9 protein-coding genes and 1 pseudogene are annotated in these 17,613 nt (G+C 59.3%); 2 read left to right on the top strand and 8 right to left on the bottom strand.

What is annotated here, in order from left to right; all coding sequences use genetic code 11:
- Positions 1–164: 164 nt before the first annotated feature.
- The 4 genes from tdh to glyA all read right to left on the bottom strand — a co-directional run bounded on the left by tdh (position 165) and on the right by glyA (position 5,511).
- Positions 165–1,199 (bottom strand): L-threonine 3-dehydrogenase, encoded by a 1,035-nt coding sequence (gene tdh / locus NMG70_RS25275; RefSeq protein WP_254027046.1) that lies wholly within the window; start codon positions 1,197–1,199, stop codon positions 165–167.
- 643 nt (positions 1,200–1,842) lie between these two features.
- Positions 1,843–2,835, bottom strand: coding sequence for an adenosine kinase (locus tag NMG70_RS25270; RefSeq protein ID WP_254027045.1), 993 nt, complete (start codon positions 2,833–2,835; stop codon positions 1,843–1,845).
- 108 nt (positions 2,836–2,943) lie between these two features.
- The gene (gene metK / locus NMG70_RS25265; RefSeq protein WP_254027044.1) at positions 2,944–4,119 is read right to left on the bottom strand and encodes a methionine adenosyltransferase; all 1,176 of its coding nucleotides are present in this window, start codon (positions 4,117–4,119) and stop codon (positions 2,944–2,946) included.
- A gap of 54 nt (positions 4,120–4,173) precedes the next feature.
- Entirely contained in the window at positions 4,174–5,511 is a 1,338-nt protein-coding gene (gene glyA / locus NMG70_RS25260; protein WP_254027043.1) for a serine hydroxymethyltransferase, read from the bottom strand.
- 2,387 nt (positions 5,512–7,898) lie between these two features.
- Here glyA and NMG70_RS25255 point away from each other — a divergent pair.
- On the top strand, positions 7,899–9,431 hold the full coding sequence (locus tag NMG70_RS25255) for a hypothetical protein (RefSeq protein ID WP_254027042.1): 1,533 nt from the start codon (positions 7,899–7,901) through the stop codon (positions 9,429–9,431).
- Between the two features lie 460 nt (positions 9,432–9,891).
- Here NMG70_RS25255 and NMG70_RS25250 read toward each other — a convergent pair whose 3' ends face one another.
- The 4 genes from NMG70_RS25250 to NMG70_RS25235 form a co-directional block, all read right to left on the bottom strand.
- Positions 9,892–10,401 (bottom strand): tetratricopeptide repeat protein, encoded by a 510-nt coding sequence (locus tag NMG70_RS25250; protein WP_254027041.1) that lies wholly within the window; start codon positions 10,399–10,401, stop codon positions 9,892–9,894.
- 58 nt (positions 10,402–10,459) lie between these two features.
- A complete protein-coding gene (sctV, locus tag NMG70_RS25245; protein WP_123149069.1) occupies positions 10,460–12,511 on the bottom strand; it encodes a type III secretion system export apparatus subunit SctV in 2,052 nt (683 codons plus the stop codon).
- Between the two features lie 223 nt (positions 12,512–12,734).
- A complete protein-coding gene (locus NMG70_RS25240) occupies positions 12,735–13,625 on the bottom strand; it encodes a SctD/MshK family protein (protein ID WP_254027040.1) in 891 nt (296 codons plus the stop codon).
- A 402-nt stretch (positions 13,626–14,027) separates the two neighbouring features.
- A complete protein-coding gene (locus tag NMG70_RS25235) occupies positions 14,028–14,372 on the bottom strand; it encodes a nodulation protein NopC (RefSeq protein WP_254027039.1) in 345 nt (114 codons plus the stop codon).
- A gap of 1,955 nt (positions 14,373–16,327) precedes the next feature.
- Here NMG70_RS25235 and NMG70_RS33345 point away from each other — a divergent pair.
- Positions 16,328–17,613, top strand: a pseudogene (locus tag NMG70_RS33345) (hypothetical protein); the annotation flags it as partial.

Here is a 17,613-nt window from a genome sequence, read left to right as displayed (position 1 = left end):
TGATTGACCGATCTGGGCGAATTGCCACAAGCGCCGACGATTGAGCGGCGCACGTTGGGGAGGAGCCACTGCCTTGCACCAGCGATGCCCCCGCGCGCGGAGATCGCCGGCAGGCCAGGGTGGTGTCCCGTCAGCACCTTCGCAAAGTCACGCCGGCCATCGCCCTACCAGTCCATCACCACCTTGCCCGAATTGCCGCTGCGCATCGCGTCAAATCCCGTCTGGAAATCGTCAATGCCGATGCGGTGCGTTATAAGCCCTGAGACATCCAGCGGACCCTGTACCAGCGCGATCATCTTGTACCAGGTCTCGAACATCTCGCGGCCGTAGATGCCCTTGAGGTGCAGCATCTTGAAGATGACCTTGTTCCAGTCGATCTCGAATCCGGTCGGCGCAATGCCTAAAATGGCGATCTTGCCGCCATTGTTCATGGTGTCGATCATGTCGCGGAAAGCAGGTGCTGCGCCCGACATTTCGAGGCCGACGTCAAAACCTTCGGTCATGCCGAGCGCGGGCATGATGTCGGTCAGTTTTTCCTTCGACGCGTCGACCACATGCTGGACGCCGAGCTTTTTCGCCAGCGCCAGCCGCACCGGGTTGATGTCGGTGATGACCACTTTTCGCGCGCCGACACACTGCGCCACCAGCGCGCCCATGATGCCGATCGGTCCGGCGCCGGTCACCAGCACATCCTCGCCGACGAGATCGAAGGACAATGCGGTGTGGACGGCATTGCCTAACGGATCGAAGATCGCGGCGATTTCGTCGGGCACATCATCAGGGATCGGCACGACATTGTGCTGCGGGATCGCCAGATACTCGCCGAAGGCGCCCGGACGGTTGACGCCGACGCCGAGCGTGTTGCGGCACAGATGCCCTCGCCCGGCGCGACAGTTGCGGCAATGACCGCAGACGATGTGGCCTTCGCCCGACACGCGCTGGCCGACCTTGTATTCGGTGACCGCCGCTCCGAAATCGGCAACGGTGCCGACGAATTCATGGCCTGTGACCATCGGCACCGGTACCGTCTTCTGCGCCCACTGGTCCCAATTATAGATGTGCAAGTCAGTGCCGCAGATCGCCGTCTTCTTGATCTTGATCAGCACGTCGTTGGGGCCGATCTCCGGCACCGGCACTTCTTCCATCCAGATGCCCGGCTCGGCCTTGGCCTTGACCAGCGCCTTCATCATGTTCGACATCAGAATCTCCTTACACCTATGGTGATTGCGCTTTTCGCGATCCCTGGATTAGCCTGCACAACGGAAGTTAGGCTCCTAGAGCACGTCCTGTAATCGTTGAATCGACTGTGATGTAACGGCTGCGTTCTGCCACCGGGATGGAGGTGGACGATGGGAAGAGCATTGAGCGGGACATTCGGTCGCGGGTCTCGAAGGCTTCGGACGATGGCATGTTGGCGCCGCAAGCGGTGGCGCCGTTCAGCGTAGGAGGGCCCAGCGCGATCGCTGGATTGTGCGGGCGAAGATGGGTGAGCTGGGCGCCAGGCCCGCAAGGCTGCCGCCGCCGCCTCCAGCCTCGACGCATGTAGCCTTCATCGTCGGGCCGATCGAGGAGGGCAGGGACGTCACGCTGAACGATCGTTGTCTTCAAAGAACATAGTCCGGGTACTTGGGGTGGAGCTCTGAACGACTTGCGCCAAACGTCGGCATGGTGATGATCAAGATCGCCCCGAACTGCTACCCGCAGGTGCGACAAGGTCCTGAGCCTCGACTTCAAAGGAAAGCCATCTTTCACGGACGGGCATACGACATTTCAATTACACACGCTTGCCTCGACCGCCTGCACAAGGGGAGGAGGCCAGCACGTCGCGGAAGTGCCCAGCCGCTACAACAACCCCGCCTGCTCGGCCTCGTGGCGCAGATTCTGCCGCGGCCTTGGCCCGATCTGCTGGATCACCAGCCCGGCGGCCAGCGAGCCGAGGTCGCCGCAATCCCTCAGGCTGCGCCCTTGCGTATAGCCGTAGAGGAAACCGGCGGCATAGAGGTCGCCGGCGCCGGTGGTGTCGACCAGTTCCCGGATTTTGGTCGCATTGATGGTGACGGTCTCGTCGCCGCGCACGATGACCGAGCCCTTTTCCGAGCGGGTGACCGCCGCGATCTTGCAGTCCTTGCGGATCTGGGCCAGCGCCTCGTCGAAAGAGGCGGTCTGGTACAGCGACTTGATCTCGTGGCTATTGGCAAAGACGATATCGACAGTGCCCGAGCGCATCAGCTCCAGAAACTCCTCGCGGTAGCGGTCAACGCAGAACGAATCCGACAATGTCATCGACACTTCGCGCCCGGCTGCGTGGGCGAGCTTCGCCGTCTGCCGGAACGCTTCCTTGGCGCGCGGCGGGTCCCACAGATAGCCCTCGAAATAGGTGACGGCGGCGCCCGACGCCTTGTCCGCCTCGACATCCTCCGGACCGAGCTCGACGCAAGCGCCGAGATAGGTGTTCATCGAGCGCTCGCCGTCCGGCGTGACGAAGATCATCGAGCGCGCCGTCGGCGGTTCGCCATTGAGCGGCCTGGTGTCGAAGGCCACGCCCTGGGCGTGCATGTCATGGGCGTAGATTTCGCCGAGCGTGTCGTTCGAGACCTTGCCGAAGAAGGCGGCGCGTCCGCCGAAGCTGGCGACGCCTGCCGCCGTGTTGCCGGCGCTGCCGCCGGAAGCTTCGATGGCCGGGCCCATGCGGCTGTAGAGCAGTTCGGCGCGCCTCGTGTCGATCAGGTTCATCGCGCCCTTGATGATGCCATTGGTCTCCAGGAATGCCTCGTCGCACTGGGCGATGATGTCGACGATGGCATTACCGATACAAAGCACGTCATAGTCCAGCATCTATTCATATCTCCGCCAAAAACCCACCCTCTGCCGCGCCGGGCGCGGGCGGGTTTTTGCAGGTGTGGAATGGAGTTGCCGTATGCCGCTGCATCCAACATCGGCGCATCACGCTGCTGCCGGTCCTGCCTCACGCAGCAGGTCCTCAGCTCTGTCCGTCCTTTCCCACGTGAACTCCGGCTCTTCGCGGCCGAAGTGTCCGTATGTCGCGGTTTTGCGGTATATTGGGCGTAAGAGATCAAGCATCTTGATGATGCCTTTCGGTCGGAGATTGAAAAGCTCAAGAACGACGCGCTCGATCCTTTTTTCGTCGATCTTTGCGGTCCCGAAGGTATTGATCAGGATAGACACCGGCGCGGCCACACCGATCGCGTAGGCAAGCTGAACCTCGCAGACATCCGCAAGGCCGCTTGCAACGACATTTTTTGCGACGTACCGCGCCGCATAGGCGGCCGAGCGATCAACCTTGGACGGGTCCTTGCCCGAAAAGGCGCCGCCGCCGTGACGCCCCATCCCACCGTAGGAATCGACGATGATCTTGCGTCCGGTGAGCCCGCAGTCGCCGCGCGGCCCACCGACCACGAACCGGCCTGTTGGATTGACCAGGAACCTTATCCCCGTCGTATCCAAGTCGGGGGGCAAGACCGGCCTTATGATCTCCTCAATGACGCCTTCGCGGACCGTGGCTTGTGAGACCTCCCCGTCATGCTGCGTCGACAGGACTATGGTATCAATCGCCACGGGGCGCAGACCTTCATAGCGGACGGAGACTTGAGATTTCACATCAGGGCGCAGCCAGCTAAGCCGTCCCGTTTTCCGCACCTCTGCCTGTCTTTTTGTCAAATCGTGAGCGAGTTGGATTGGCACCGGCATCAATGTTTCGGTCTCGTTGCATGCGTAACCGAACATGAGTCCTTGATCCCCAGCTCCCTGCTCGAGATCCTGCCCTCGTCCCTCGTCGACGCCCTGGCTGATGTCGGCCGATTGCTCGGTTAGGGCCAGGACCACCGCGCAACGCCGACCGTCAAAGCCGATGGCATCGTCGTCATATCCAATATCCAAAATGGTATCGCGGGCAACTTGGCTGTAATCGATCTGCGCATGGCTGGTGATCTCGCCAGCCAGAACGACCAATCCCGACTTCACCAACGCTTCACAAGCGACGCGAGCCTCAGGATCCTTACGAAGGATCGCATCGAGGACGGCATCTGAGATATTGTCGGCCATCTTGTCGGGATGTCCTGCGCCGACGGATTCGGAAGAGAACACGAATTGCCTGGTCATGAAATGTCCTCGCTTCAGATGTTGTAGTTAGGTGTAACACTTGATTTGGCCGTCTTACCTGTCGGGCATGCCAGGGACGTCGAATGCGGCGCAGAAGTCGGCAACGTCTCTCCGCACGCAGGCATGGACGTCCGGATCATCGGGCTGGCGGCAAACCAGGTCGATGAAAGCGGCAATCTGCACCATTTCCGCCTCGCCCATGCCCACGGACGTTACGGCTGGCGTCCCTAAGCGGATGCCGCTTGTGAGCGCCGGATGCCGCCAGTCGCCCGGCACCATATTGAAATTTGTAATGATACCTGCTTGCGATAACCGCTCGGCATAGGCTTTGCCGGACAGCGGCCGGTCCCGAAGATCAAGGATCAGCATGTGATTGTCAGTCCCCCCGGTGACCAGGTCATAACCCCGCTCCAGAAGCGCCTGGGCCAGAGCCTTGGCGTTCTTAACAATCTGCTGACCGTAGACACGGAAGGACGGGTTCGCTGCTTCGTGCAGAGCGACAGCTAGCGCGGCGATAGTATTCATGTGCGGTCCGCCCTGCAGGAGAGGGAACACGGCACGGTCTATGCGTTTGGCAAGATTGTGGTTGCTTTTCGAATGGTAGAGCGCCTGATAACGGTCTTCATTCCTGGACAAAATGAAGCCACCGCGGGGGCCCCGGATCGACTTGTGAGAGGTGCTGCTGACCACATCGCAATGGCGCACGGGGTTCGGATGCACTCCTGCGACAATTAGGCCACTGATGTGGGCGATGTCGGCCACCAGGTAGGAGTTCACCTCCGAAGCGATTTCGGCCATTGCCGCGTAGTCAAAAATGCGCGGATAAGCAGTTCCGCCGACCCAAATTAGCTTCGGGCGTTCCCGCTTGGCCGTCTCGCGCAAGCGGTCATGGTCAATCTGCTGCGTCTTTTCGTGCAGCCCGTATGGGACTCGCTGATAATCGGTGCCGGAGAAGTTGACTGCCCAACCGTGAGTCAGATGGCCGCCACTGGGAAGGGGCAGGCCCATCATTTTGTCCCCCGGACTCAACAGTGCTCGATAGATAGCCTGATTGGCCGGCGAGCCGGAATATGGCTGGACGTTAGCGTGTTCACAGCCGAATAGCGCCTTCAAGCGCTCGATAGCGAGGCTCTCAAGCTCATCGACGATCTCGTTTCCGGCGTAATAGCGCGCACCGGGGTATCCCTCGGCATACTTGTTGGTGAAAATCGACCCGGTCGCTTCCAACACCGCGGAGGAGGCAAAGTTCTCGGAGGCGATAAGTTTGAGAGTTGTCCGCTCCTGGCGCTCCTGTCTTAGAAGCAGTTCGTGAACGCGACAATCTACGGCGGCAAGGTGAGGCCGCCCGTAAGTGTCGGGCTGCGTGATGGCGCCGCCGGCCGAATTGTCCATGGCAGTTTCGCGCTCCAATTGGACTAATCCTATTTCAAGACATGCAGCCGGTCCCCTTGGACCGTGCGCCTTGTATCGCTTCCAGGCGTTTTAGGTCTTGTCTGTGATAGCCATCGCCGTGGGGCAGAAGATCGACCAACAGTTGAACTAGGCCACCATCCCTTCCTGCTGCTTCGAGATGGTACGAGGGCCGCGGACGTTGTTCGTTGCCGAGAAATCCGGCTCTGGCGAGCTGTCGGACATGTCCCATAACGTGCTCGCGGGGCAAAGCCAGAACTTCTGCCAGCTCGCAGACGGTGAGGTCCGCATGCGCGCAAAGTCCCAGGATCCGAAGCCGATCAAGATGAGCAGCCGCCCTTAGGCTCCTGACCAGTTTCATCATCGGTTGGGCAGTCGTCCTATTGCTTCCGTCCATTTAGCGTCCTCCAGGCCTTTCAGAGGCAATTTTCTTGTCCGCTCGACCGCATGGCACTCGTTTCCCCGGCCAACGTGGGTGCTCTTGCCGGCATTGCTTAAACCCGAGCTGAAGTTTTTGGCTCGGTACACGGCGCCACGGTCTCGAACCCACTTGCGTCAGATGAAAGGATAACCATTCCCAGCGGTTTGGAGTGCTAAGAGTCTACGATTTTCTTTGAAGGATCTGTTGCAAGCAGGCCATCGGATAAGATTGGCGGCTGGTCCGATGAGGATAAAATACAGGCCCACCATTGGCCCCATTGCTTGCGATCGTCTCAGCATTCAGGAGTTCTGGTCGACCCTTAAGGAGCATCTCGTTGCGGCGGCCGCCCAGAACGTTGCCTGTGAGGACCTGGGTCCGACGCGACAGGGGCGATGGTGCCCGGCGCTTGCCTGAACAGCCAAGTGTGGCGTTCATCCGCGTCGCTCAGGTAGGCTAGGGCAACCGGCAAGATGATCGCGCCACTCAGTGGCTGCCAGTCTGAGTCCTTCCTGAGGGTCTGGTCGATTCCAGTCGAGCCGCACCTGCTGGTCACGGTGGTGTGTGTCGCCCGTCGAGCTGCGGAATCAATTGGGAGTGTTCCTTCTTCCATCCGACCGCAGTGATCGGTCAGTCCCACAGCCAAGGTTCGCGTTTTCGCGGCCGAACTGCAGAGCTCTGGCCAAAGCCAGCTGCGCTGCGCCGTTTCCGAAACGTCTAGTCACATTTGCGAAGTGCGTGTTGGAATTGGTGACTCCGTGACACATTATCGCCACCGTTTAGCCGCGGCGTTGTCCCAATCTTCCACGAGATAGCCGGCGTTGCCCTGAGACGGTTCGGTCTGGCACCGGCTCAAACCAGCCCCCCGCTCAAGGGTCAGTGCCGGATCGAACCACCCTGCATCTCTTCTGAAAAAATCAGGTGCGACGCCCCGAAAAGCAGATGTCAGGGATCCGAGGCAAGCTGACCGCGTCATTCAATTAGGGCCGCCTAACGCGGCCGCATTGTACCGCCGCTCCGCTAAGACGGGGCTGTGCGGCGCCGCCAGTGTAATCGCTGAATGCCAAGCCGCTTATTGCGGAACTTAACGTACACAACTCGGGCCGCAGTGAGCCGCATCCTGATCCTGACCGCTGATGCTTAGGCTAGGTCGCACCGTCTTTAGTGCATCCGGGAGAAGCCCCTTCGTCAGCTAGACGTCAGCCACACGGCCTATCAAACCTGCCGCGCCTATTCAGGCTGAACTCAATGCGAAACATGGGGTGCGGACGTAATGTATGGTCGAACTGCTGGCTCGTTCCTATTTTCACTGGCCCAATTGGTGAAGCTAACGAAACAAATCAGTTGCTGGCCATCGAGCAAAAACGCCGGAAGGGATTTGCGGAACCGTTCGTTCGGCCGGATGCACCTAGCCGGTGCAGGTTCCAGTGGCAGCCCATCGGCGTCACGGCGAGCAACGGTGCCTGTGAAAGGCGGTGTGCGACCGACCCGCTCCTAATCTCCGCAAACTTGAGAGCAATACCCAACCCACCAAAGTTTCGGGGTGCAAGCCCTGAGGCACTGGGCTGAGCGACATCAGCCCTCAACGTCATGACAGCCTATTGCCGACCTGGAGATGGAATATGACGGGCCTTGGCCGAACTGGGAGATCGCGCATTGGGAATGCTGGGGCCGGATCGAGCAGTTCACGCTTGGAATCAGGTGGTATCCGTGGGGAGCCCACCGGATGCGTTCTGTGCCTCGATAGAACGACGTCATCCGTCCCCAATGCACGAAGGTCTTCGCTGGCCCGGCTGCTACACCCCGGATCCTGGATACTGCGCTACGTGCAATCTCGGGGCCAGGCGCAGGTACTGAGCAGCGACGCCGTTTTCGCTCAGTGTCGGGGCGTGGAGCCGCAACGCCGGTCACAAGCCAGGTGTCTGCTTCGGGTATGGTCGGTGCCACTCCCGTGACCGACGAAGATGTCACCGCAGCAAGGCGACGAATGCAAGGCCTGCTTGACGAACTCCGAGATTGCCGTGATGCGGCCGGGCAGGCCCAGGACTCGGAGAAGAAGCAAGAGCTGCGCGATCGGGTCGTTGATGCAACCTCGGCGGTTCTGGGCTGCCGAGCGAGCCTGCCCTTGTCTGTAGCGCGTAGCATTCTGTCCGACAATCAGGCCCGTCGACTCCGCGATCATGCCCTTTGCGTGGGGGACAAATGCAACGCAAAAGGCTCCAGTACTATCTCCTCCCTGGAAGCGCATAGGAACCGTGCGGCTAAAGTGTTCACGCTGCTCCAATCCAACGCCACACGCGACCAGCTGAGCCAAGCCGCTTCCACCGTGGCGACGCACTATGCGGCCTGCATGGAGTGGTGGCAAAAGAAGGCACGCCGCTGCGAAATGATGCGCTCCGTCTGCGCCGCCACTGCCAACTTACCAGGTGCAACAGCCGAGATGCGGCAAGTCGAGCAGGCCGCGCTGCGGCTGCGCGCCGGCTGGGCGCTGAATACCAAGTTCATGCATCTGCAATCTCGGATCGCTCTCGCGCGGGTTACGATTGAGCGGCAGGCGAGCACGTTCGAAGCACGCGCCAGGGAAATTCTCATTGGTGAGAACGAGCAAGTGCGTCTGCTGGGAACCTTCATGGGCGACGTCTTTCCGGCATTCCTCTCGACGGGCGACGCTGTTCTGCGCAGCAATGGGCGCCCACTCGACGCACATCACTGCGCTGTTTTGGAAGGAGTCATGGGGCGGCTTTCGGATTTTGCGACGGCCTTGCAGCACATTCGGACCAAACTAGACGATCACCAAACAGGTGCCGACCTCCCATTGGAACATTTGGGCCAGATCGTGGACGATGCCAGGATCATTGCGCACGAGGTCATGCACTTCCTCGCGCTGCAGCCGAACGCGCCAGCCATCATCAAGCTGCCAGCTGGCGCCGGGGCTTCGGCCGCGCGGCAGCCGGAACCGCGAATCGTGGCGACCGTCAATGACTTTGTGCCAGAAGCCAAGATTCTCGTGCGCTCGGATCCAGGCACGAAGAAGCTCGTGAGCGCGAATGAAGCGCATGCGAGTTGGGCGGCAGATTTGGAGATGTGGCAAGCCCCGGTGCCGGGGGAGGCCCTGAAGAAACTAGTCACACGGGCGGAGAAACTTTTGCAGTTCGATCTGCCTGGTCCGGAAGCGCGCCAGATGAAGCCAGAGGACGCCGAAAACGCCGTGGGCACCGTGGTCGAGCTCCTGCAAACGCAGGTCACCGAGATGCAGGCCTGTCTCGCCGCACTGAATGACCCTCGTCGACGCGTCCTACTCACGCCTGCGCAAATGCAAGACGCGCACGACAAAACTGTCCGGCTCAACGTGATGTTGTCCGAGCCACAGAGACTGGCCAAGGCTTTGGGTAACGGAAAAGCCGCTATTTCCATCGATTGCATGAAGACTACCCCTTTCCCACGCAGAAGTAGCTTGAACACTTGGCGGCGGCCAAGGAGTTGAAGCCTGCGGATCGACCTCGACGCGTCTCGCTCGGCTGCGCGACGCCATGATCCTTAAGCAGATGCCGATAAACGATGCGGTGCTTGAGGTTCGAAGGCCCAGCAGTTCGGCGCGGCTCCTAGAAGGACGCACAGCTAAAGCTGCCGCGCCGCGACGATCTTGCTTGCGGGTCAGCCTCACAATGAGGGCATCGAGTATCTCTCTTCAAGAGCGACCGCGTCACCTTTCGTTCCCGGGCCTTTGTGGCCCTCTTGCGTTGCGTGCCGGCAAACGCCCACAAAACGAGCTGCTGAGCTGAGCTTCTGGTGATGCTCCGACATCAGTCTTGGCGAATGGCAGTAGCTGGCGGTTGCCTCTCGATGAAATAAGAGCCGGATTGCGAGGCTCTGATATGTGCATGCAATGCGGTGCATGTGCACAGCTAGGCGGACCGCGCCAACGCACTCCGTCCGGACTTCCTTCAAAGCGTAAGCGACAGGTTGAGATTGTGCTGCACCATCTCATTCCCAGGCTCTGTTTCGAGAGCTTGCCGATACAGCACCTGTGCTGCGTCATGCCGCCCATCAAGGTCCAAGATCACTCCCTTCGCGTTCAATGCGCGCAAATTTCCTGGGGCCGCAACCAAGACCGTGTCGACTACCTGAAGCGCCTCATGCGCGCGCTTCTGGGCCACCAACGCATTCGTGAGACGGATCGCCGCATCGACATTGTCCGGGTGCTGCTTCAGCTCATCGCGCAAAGCCCGCTCTTGAGCATCCTGGCCGACTGCCCGCAAGATGCGTTCGCGCATAGCCGGATCGATTTGCTTGGCGTTGAGCAGCTCTGGGGATGACGTCTCCTTCAGTGAAAGAGCAGGCCTGTCCAAGCTTACGCAACCGCCGAGAGGCAGCATTGCGAGTACAGAAAAGAGAAGTGAGTTCAGACGAAAAGACCTAAATGGTCTGACAGCTGTATTCTGGTATGAATTCATGTTTGATCCTCAATTATAACGGGGAGATGTTACTCAGTCGTTGCAAGGCGGATTGGCTTTAATCTGACAGACCACTGATCAGTCCAGGCGGGAGTTTGACGGAACCGGCCGGTTTAATTGTAAAATCGGAGGCGAGCTCTTGATAAGACAGCACGGCAAGATCGATCCCGTTTCGGGTGAAAAAGCCGCGGACGAAGCGTCGAATATCCATTGAGGTTAAAACGACAGGGCGGGTCTGACCCGGTGCTGCGTTCGAAAGGATCTGACGCATCTGTGACAGCAGCGCTTCGCTTTGCCGATCCTCTAATACGAGGAAGGGACCTGCAGCCGAATCCCGAACTGCACTACGCATCACATCCTCACTCTCACGTTCGACGACCAAGGCGTGCACAATGCCCTCTGTATTGGCATAGCGGTGACAGATCTGCCGCTTCAAACCAGAACGAACATATTCCGTGAGCAGGGCGACGTTTTGCTCACGTTCACTCCACTCCGCCAACCCTTCCAAGAGAAGCCGCGTGTGGCGGATCGGGATGCCTTCATCCAGGAGCCGGCGCAGCACATCCGCAATCCGAGGGATCGGCGTGGTGCGCAGCACCTCCTTCACCAGATCAGAATAGTCCTGCTCCATTCGGCCTATCAATTGGCGGGTCTCCTGAATACCGACCAACCGCGGTGCGAAGCGGGTCAACGCTGTATGGATGCGCAACGCGAGGAATTCGCCAGGACCGTAATGCGTGATGCCGGCACCCTTGAGAGCCGGTGCATGGCTTTGGTCGGCCACGAGTCTGTCCGTTTTTGGATCACGCCGAAAGGGGATACCGCTCGATTCGATGTTCGCCACATCGTCTTTGAGCACTAGCTGGCTCGGATCTAACACATCCTGTTCAACTGGCACGCCCTCGATGTCTATTCGAAACTGCGCCTCCAGCAACTGCTGGTCGACGGTGATAGGGATGGGGGGAACGACAATGCCTAGATCGGCTGAGACTAGTTGCGAAACGCGCGCAATCTCCTGCTGCAATTCGACTTGTTCGATCGCTTGCATCAGGTCTGGCGCAAGGAAGAAAGCGATCGGATATTCCTGCGCGGGCGGGGTTTGCTTTTGAGTGTCGCCTGCAGCTCCAGTTCTGGTATCGACAACATCGCCTTTGACAAAGCTTATCGCGGCGAAGATTGCGGCCAATATCAAAAAGACGGGCAGGGGAAAGCCAGGAACGAACCCCATTAAAACCAGGACGCAAGCTGCCACCCGCAATGGTCGCTTGCTGGCCGTGAGCTGATTCACTATTTCGGTACCAAGGTTGACCCTCGCCGCCCCAGTGACACGAGTGACGACGGTCGCCGCTGTAATTGAGAGCAGCAGGGCCGGAATCTGCGATATCAATGCGTCGCCTATCGTTAGCAGAGTATAGTGATGCAGCACATCGCCGAAGGACATGCCCTTCGAGAGCAGGCCGATCGATATTCCACCCAGCATGTTGATGAAGATAACCACCAGTCCGGCGATGGAATCGCCCTTCACAAATTTCATCGCGCCATCCATCGCGCCGTAGAGTTGGCTTTCCTTCTCCAATGCGGCGCGCCGCCTGCGAGATTCGTTGGCATCGATGTGGCCGTTGCGTAGCTCTGCGTCGACCGCCATTTGCTTTCCCGGCAGAGCGTCGAGCGTGAAGCGCGCCGCCACTTCTGCTACGCGTTCGGCGCCCTTCGCCAGGACCATGAATTGCACCATGGTGACGACCAGAAATATGACGAAACCCACCACGATATTGCCCGAGATCACGAAATCGCCGAACGTATGGATGATGGCGCCTGCCTCCCCCTCGGCCAGGATCAGGCGCGTCGTTGCGACGGTGAGGGCCAGGCGGAATACGGTGGAAAGCAAAATGATGCCGGGCAAAGAGGAGAGATCAAGTGGAGTACTGACATACAGGGCAACCATCATCAGCAGGATGGCCAATCCCATATTGAATCCTATCAGCGCGTCGACCACCACGATCGGGATAGGCATGACCATCATAGCGATAGCCAGAAGCAGCATCAACGCGACCATTAGGTCCGGGTTGGCCGGCGAACGCTTGATGAAGTTACGCAGGACGTTGGCCATCGAGGCCCCTTTACGATCGCTTGAGAATTATTCTGCTACGCAGTGAAGCGTAGCATTCGAAGTCCGAGAGCCTCGTCCACATTGGCCAGCGGCAGGCTGTGCATGAGAACCAGAGACATGCGCGAAGTTGGCTGGTCAGCAGGTGTTTCGTCTGTCCAGGTTTGTCGGTACCGGGCGCGGCAGAATGGTTGCTGGCCATACAATTCTGATTAGTAGGTGCGGACTAGTACGGGAGAGCAGCAAGGCGGCCATTACGGCTCAGCAGCACACGACCGTCCTCGATCCTGTCGACCGTCCACCCATCATCCAGAACGGCGCCAACAAAATACTTCTCACCATCTATGATAAGATACGGTTGGGGACCATGCCAAACGGCTTCAACTGCGATTGCGGATGGCGCCTTTTCATCTTTTATGAGCACTCCATTGACCAGTGCTAGAGCGCCCTTGGTGCGATGATCGAACCACTCCTGGAGCTTCCGCCAACCGATGACTGTTTCAGACGTGACGGTACCCTCCGCTGTCACAGCACCCCTTGCCGAGCCGACTTTAACATTGAGTAGGCCCGCTCTATCGACTTCCTCCTGCAGCTCTTTGGCCGCTGCCTCCGCAATCTGGTCGTTGGCGCGGTGATTGGTTCGCTTCGACTCATGATTGACACTGGGTGAATTGGGTCTCGATGCACCACCGTCCCCGTTATAGGAGAAAATGGCTGAGAGCGTACCGACCGCTAGAGAGCTGACTATTACCATGGCCAGAACACGCATCGAGAGGCGTGGTATGCCGATCGGACCACTTGGCACTTCATCCTGCACGGACCAGAGAATGGACATCTCGCCTGCGAGAACGACGGCAGGAAGTGGCACCACAGCGCAGTCGCCCGCGGCGATATTCCGCTTACCCTTGATGCTGAGTCCGGCTGCAAGCGCCTCGACCTCGATCGAGTTGCCAAGAAGAGTTATACGAAAATGATGCGGTGCCAATCCTTGCTCGACGAAGATCATATCGGCGTCTAAGCCGCTGCCGATTAAGCTCGTTTCGAGAGCAGTCTTACCTGTCAATCCGCAATAGAGCCCCGACAGAACTTCGAAATTAAGAGAAACGGCGTCATTCAAGGATGACCTCCCGAACAAGAGAGAAGCCGCACGGCAATTGCCGTGCGGCTCATTTCGGTTCCACATCGCGCCACCTGGCGACGCGATCAGGGCTACCCTAGAGCCCCGCTTCCAACACTACTGAACGCGCTCGTCGGCCGCCTTCTTGATTGTGTTGAGGTTGGTCGTAACGGTGCGCAGCTGTATACTCCTAGCCGTAGCCTCCAAGCTAACCGCCGTTAGCTCGGCGATTTGCGCCTGGAAAGCCGCATTCCCAGCGGTTTTGGTAGCTACGTCTGCAGCCATCGAAGTGCCAGTACCAGCCGCACTGGTAGCCGTACCTGCTTTACTCATATTGTTTTCCTTTCTGTTGAAACTGTGCCGTTACCACGGCACCCACCTCCTGACGCGGACCATCCAGCGTCAGGCATCCTCTTCAGTGTCTGCTAGCGCTTCGTCGGCATCAGCCATGGCATCGTTCAAAATAGTTAGCGCAACGGAGTGGAGAACTGTTTCGAAGGCTTCAGCTAGAGCTTGCGCTTCATCCCCAGAGATGGTCTGACTCTCCACCGGATCTTTCCCGCCAACCGGCTTGCTATCGTCGTCTTTCCCGCCAACCGGCTTGTTCGGGTCATCATTCCCGCCAACCGGCTTGTTGTGACCAGTTTGGCCAGTGGACGGGTCCTGTGGCTGGCTGTTCGGATCTCCACGCCCCCTACTGGCCAAGGAAACGATGTTGCCAACTCCACTCCCAATTCCCGCGATCATCAAGTACTCCTGCATCCGTTTCAATCGACGGCGACGCCCAAAGATAATCTCATCAAGCTACGAGCAGGAGCTTTCGGGAACCTGACGAGACTGGACAAAAAAGCGGCTACCGGAGAATAATGATCGAGCAGGGTTCGGGCTCCTGCAAAGCGGTAAAGGTAGGCATTGCGCTCTGCAGCAGGAATAGGGCCTGACAGGAGCCTGACAGCCGCCGACATTCTTCCGACAAATTTCCAAGGCTTCCTTGCTATGATATCATTGTATGGAGCCGCAACGCAGATATTCCCAGCTTTCTCGCGGTGGCGGGCTGAGGCCGCGATAGGCGAACTCCGAGCCCTTGCTTGGCCGGAGCGTCTTCAGATACCGACCTGCGCCAGAGCAAGCGGCAGTGTCGACAGCACAACTGCACTTCCGGACGATATCTCACCTCAGCATCGGCAGATGCTGCTGAGGGCAGCGATGATCTGATCGCAGCATAACCCCCTCGGTGATTTTCATTAGTAGCTGGACGCGGGGGCGCATCACCGCACCCAGGTCACACCACCAACTTCGGGCTTTTCCGGCCCATGACGAACGGGAACGACGTTTCGCCTCCATTTGACAGCACGGCGCTCCTCCTTCTCGTCACACCGAGGAGCTCAGGCTCGCCGCCGAATCCAGCGAGATCCAAGGGCGTTTGCTCCACGGCGGATTGTGCGTGAATTCAGCCGATCAGAGCTGGAGAGCCGCAGAGGCAGCCCGTGTCAGCACGGGCGATCTCTGTCGGCTCCAAAGCTCTGCATGCCACATACGTCGCTGTCACCTCGACGCTGTCTCAGGCTTGGAACCGAGCCTGTGCTACAGCGTTTTGTCCCCTCACGTAACCCTAGATAAAGTGACAGCGTCTCCGCAACCCCGACGACCTGACCCAGCGCTTTTGCAGGCCGGTGTAGACCCAGCCTGTTGTCGTCAATGGTTAAACGCTTGAGGTCGGATGTCGGCGTCCAGAAGAACCCTCCGTCAGCTAATCGTCAGCCAAGCGGTTTATCTAGACTTGCCGTGCCTAACCGACCCGAAGCCAACGTAAAGATAGCAGTGCAAATGCTGGCATAGCAATTGGTACCCGTCCGATCCGCATTAGACACGCATTGCGAAGCTGACGAGGCAAATCAGTTCGAGCCGGCGGCACACAAGCAAATCAGGAAGTCAAGGTTGTGGGGCGCGTTGCCGATGAGTTTTGCCGAAGCGGTTCAAGGCGGCAGCCGATCTTCGGTGTAAGTGCACGAAGAGTAGTGCCCGGAAACGGGAGCGTGCCAACTGACCTCCATGGGTTGCGATCGCGTGCGAGGCTGGCCGATCTTGGGCGGCTAGTGAAGGTGCACTTTGGCCGTCGTGGGCCCCGGCTGACCGGGACGGCTGAGGAAAAGATGCCGTTGTTTCCGAGACGCCATGCCACGTGCCATCTGGCGATTGCGCTCATCAATGCCTTGTTACACGAGGGCTTAGCGACATCGGCCCCTAACAGCATAGACATTCTCGCCTAATAACGGAGACGGAATATGACGGGCATTGGCCGATCTGGAAGATCGCGGACTGAAAAGGGAGCCAGCAGTGCGGGGGAGGCGAGCAGTTCGCGATCGCAATCAAGTCTTGCCCCTGGGCAGGGCGGCCAAGCGTTCCATGCCGTCGTGGAGCAGATGCGCTCCGTGAATATAGATAGAAGGACGCCCTCCGTTCGCGGTGCCGATGATGCCCTGCGCGACAGGCCGTCTGGTCCAGTCGTTGGCGTAGGCCGAACCCTGGAACCTGCGCGGCATGCAGCTGGCGCGGCACGTCCAGCCAATTCGCGGCGGCGCAGTGTTCACTCAACGTCGGAGGGTGCGGCCGCCCTGGCACCGGTCGCCAGCGAGCCGCCAACTTCGGATGTGACAGTCCCCTTTTCCTTGTCAGACGAAGAAATGAAGGAAAAGCGACGAATGGACATTCTGCTCGCGGTAGCGGTCGCTCGCTATAAGGCGGCCATGCAAGAACCGGGCGTGCAAGGGCCGGTCGATCAGGTCATCCATGCAGGCTCAGCAGCTCTGGACCACTACAGGAGCCTAGCCCCGGCTGTGGCGCGGGCAATTCAGGACGGCAAGGTGATTGAGTGCCGCTACCTCGTGTGGCAGTCGCTGCAAGAATATAGCCGCCTTGCCGAACCGACTATCCACGAATTGCAAGCAAAAATTAAGAAATTAGAGTTCGGGCTGACTCAATCCACCGATACCCCGGAGAGTGTGGTGGAGGCGCATGTGGCCTGCGTGGATTGGTGGAAAAAGAACGTAGCGCACAGCGAACAGGGGCGAGCCGCCTGGTTCGCCACTGCCAGCTTGCCAAGTGCAACAGCCGGGATGCGGCGGGAAGAAGAGGCCGCGCTGCGGCTGGCAGCCGGCTCGGTAGTGCATAGCAAGCTCGTATATCTGCAATCTCGGATCTATCTCGCGCGGGCGAAGATTGAGCCGCAGGCGAGCACGTTCGACGCACGCGTCAGGGAAATCCTCATGGTCGAGAATGGGCGAGTGCGTCTGCTGGAAGCCTTCAGCGGCGACGTTTTACCGGCATTCCTTTCGACACAGAACGCTGTTCTGAGCAGCGGTGGGCACCCACTCGACGCAGATCACTGCGCCGTTTTGGAAGGAGTCATCGAGCGGCTTTCGGAGTTTGCGTCCGAGTTGCAAGTCATCCGGACCGCCCTAAACGATCACCAAACAAGTGCCGACCTCCCATTGGAACTGTTGAGCCAGATCGTGGAAGGCGCGTGGATCGTCGGGCACGAGGTCATGCAGTTGCTGGGACTGCAGCCGAAGCCGCCAGCCGTTGCACTGCCGCCCGACGCTGGCGCTCCGATACCAGCCGAAGCTCCCGGCAAGGCTGCAATGACCGAAGGCACCGCAGCGCGCAAGAAAGGGAAAGGCAATCACAAGCCGGCCGCCGGCGCTGGGAGTTCGGCGGCCCGGCGGCCCGAGCCGCAAGCCGCTGCGGCCATCAGCGACTCGGCGCCAGAAGCCAAGGTTCTCGTGCGCTCGGATCTGGGTACAAAGATGATCGTGAGCGCGAAGGCGGCGCATGAGACTGCGTCGGCGGCGGGCGAAAACTTGGCAATCTGGCGGGACCCGCCGTCCATGAAGGTCCTGACGCCACGACTCAAGCGGTTGGACGAACTTTTGCAGTTCGATCTGCCTGGTCAGCAAAGAACCGTCTCGCAAGCGCGCCAGATGAAGCC

The sequence above is a fragment of the Mesorhizobium ventifaucium genome, from assembly GCF_935822925.1.
Classification (GTDB): domain Bacteria; phylum Pseudomonadota; class Alphaproteobacteria; order Rhizobiales; family Rhizobiaceae; genus Mesorhizobium; species Mesorhizobium ventifaucium.
Note: the sequence above shows the minus strand (reverse complement) of the source record. Positions and strands in the feature narration are given on the sequence as shown.

Bases quoted from the DNA above. Each gene is read 5' to 3' on its own strand.
- NMG70_RS25250 (WP_254027041.1), bottom strand. From the start codon at position 10,401: ATGAATTCATACCAGAATACAGCTGTCAGACCATTTAGGTCTTTTCGT.
- NMG70_RS25235 (WP_254027039.1), bottom strand. From the start codon at position 14,372: ATGATCGCGGGAATTGGGAGTGGAGTTGGCAACATCGTTTCCTTGGCC.
- NMG70_RS25270 (WP_254027045.1), bottom strand. From the start codon at position 2,835: ATGCTGGACTATGACGTGCTTTGTATCGGTAATGCCATCGTCGACATC.
- tdh (WP_254027046.1), bottom strand. From the start codon at position 1,199: ATGTCGAACATGATGAAGGCGCTGGTCAAGGCCAAGGCCGAGCCGGGC.
- sctV (WP_123149069.1), bottom strand. From the start codon at position 12,511: ATGGCCAACGTCCTGCGTAACTTCATCAAGCGTTCGCCGGCCAACCCG.
- metK (WP_254027044.1), bottom strand. From the start codon at position 4,119: ATGACCAGGCAATTCGTGTTCTCTTCCGAATCCGTCGGCGCAGGACAT.
- glyA (WP_254027043.1), bottom strand. From the start codon at position 5,511: ATGGACAATTCGGCCGGCGGCGCCATCACGCAGCCCGACACTTACGGG.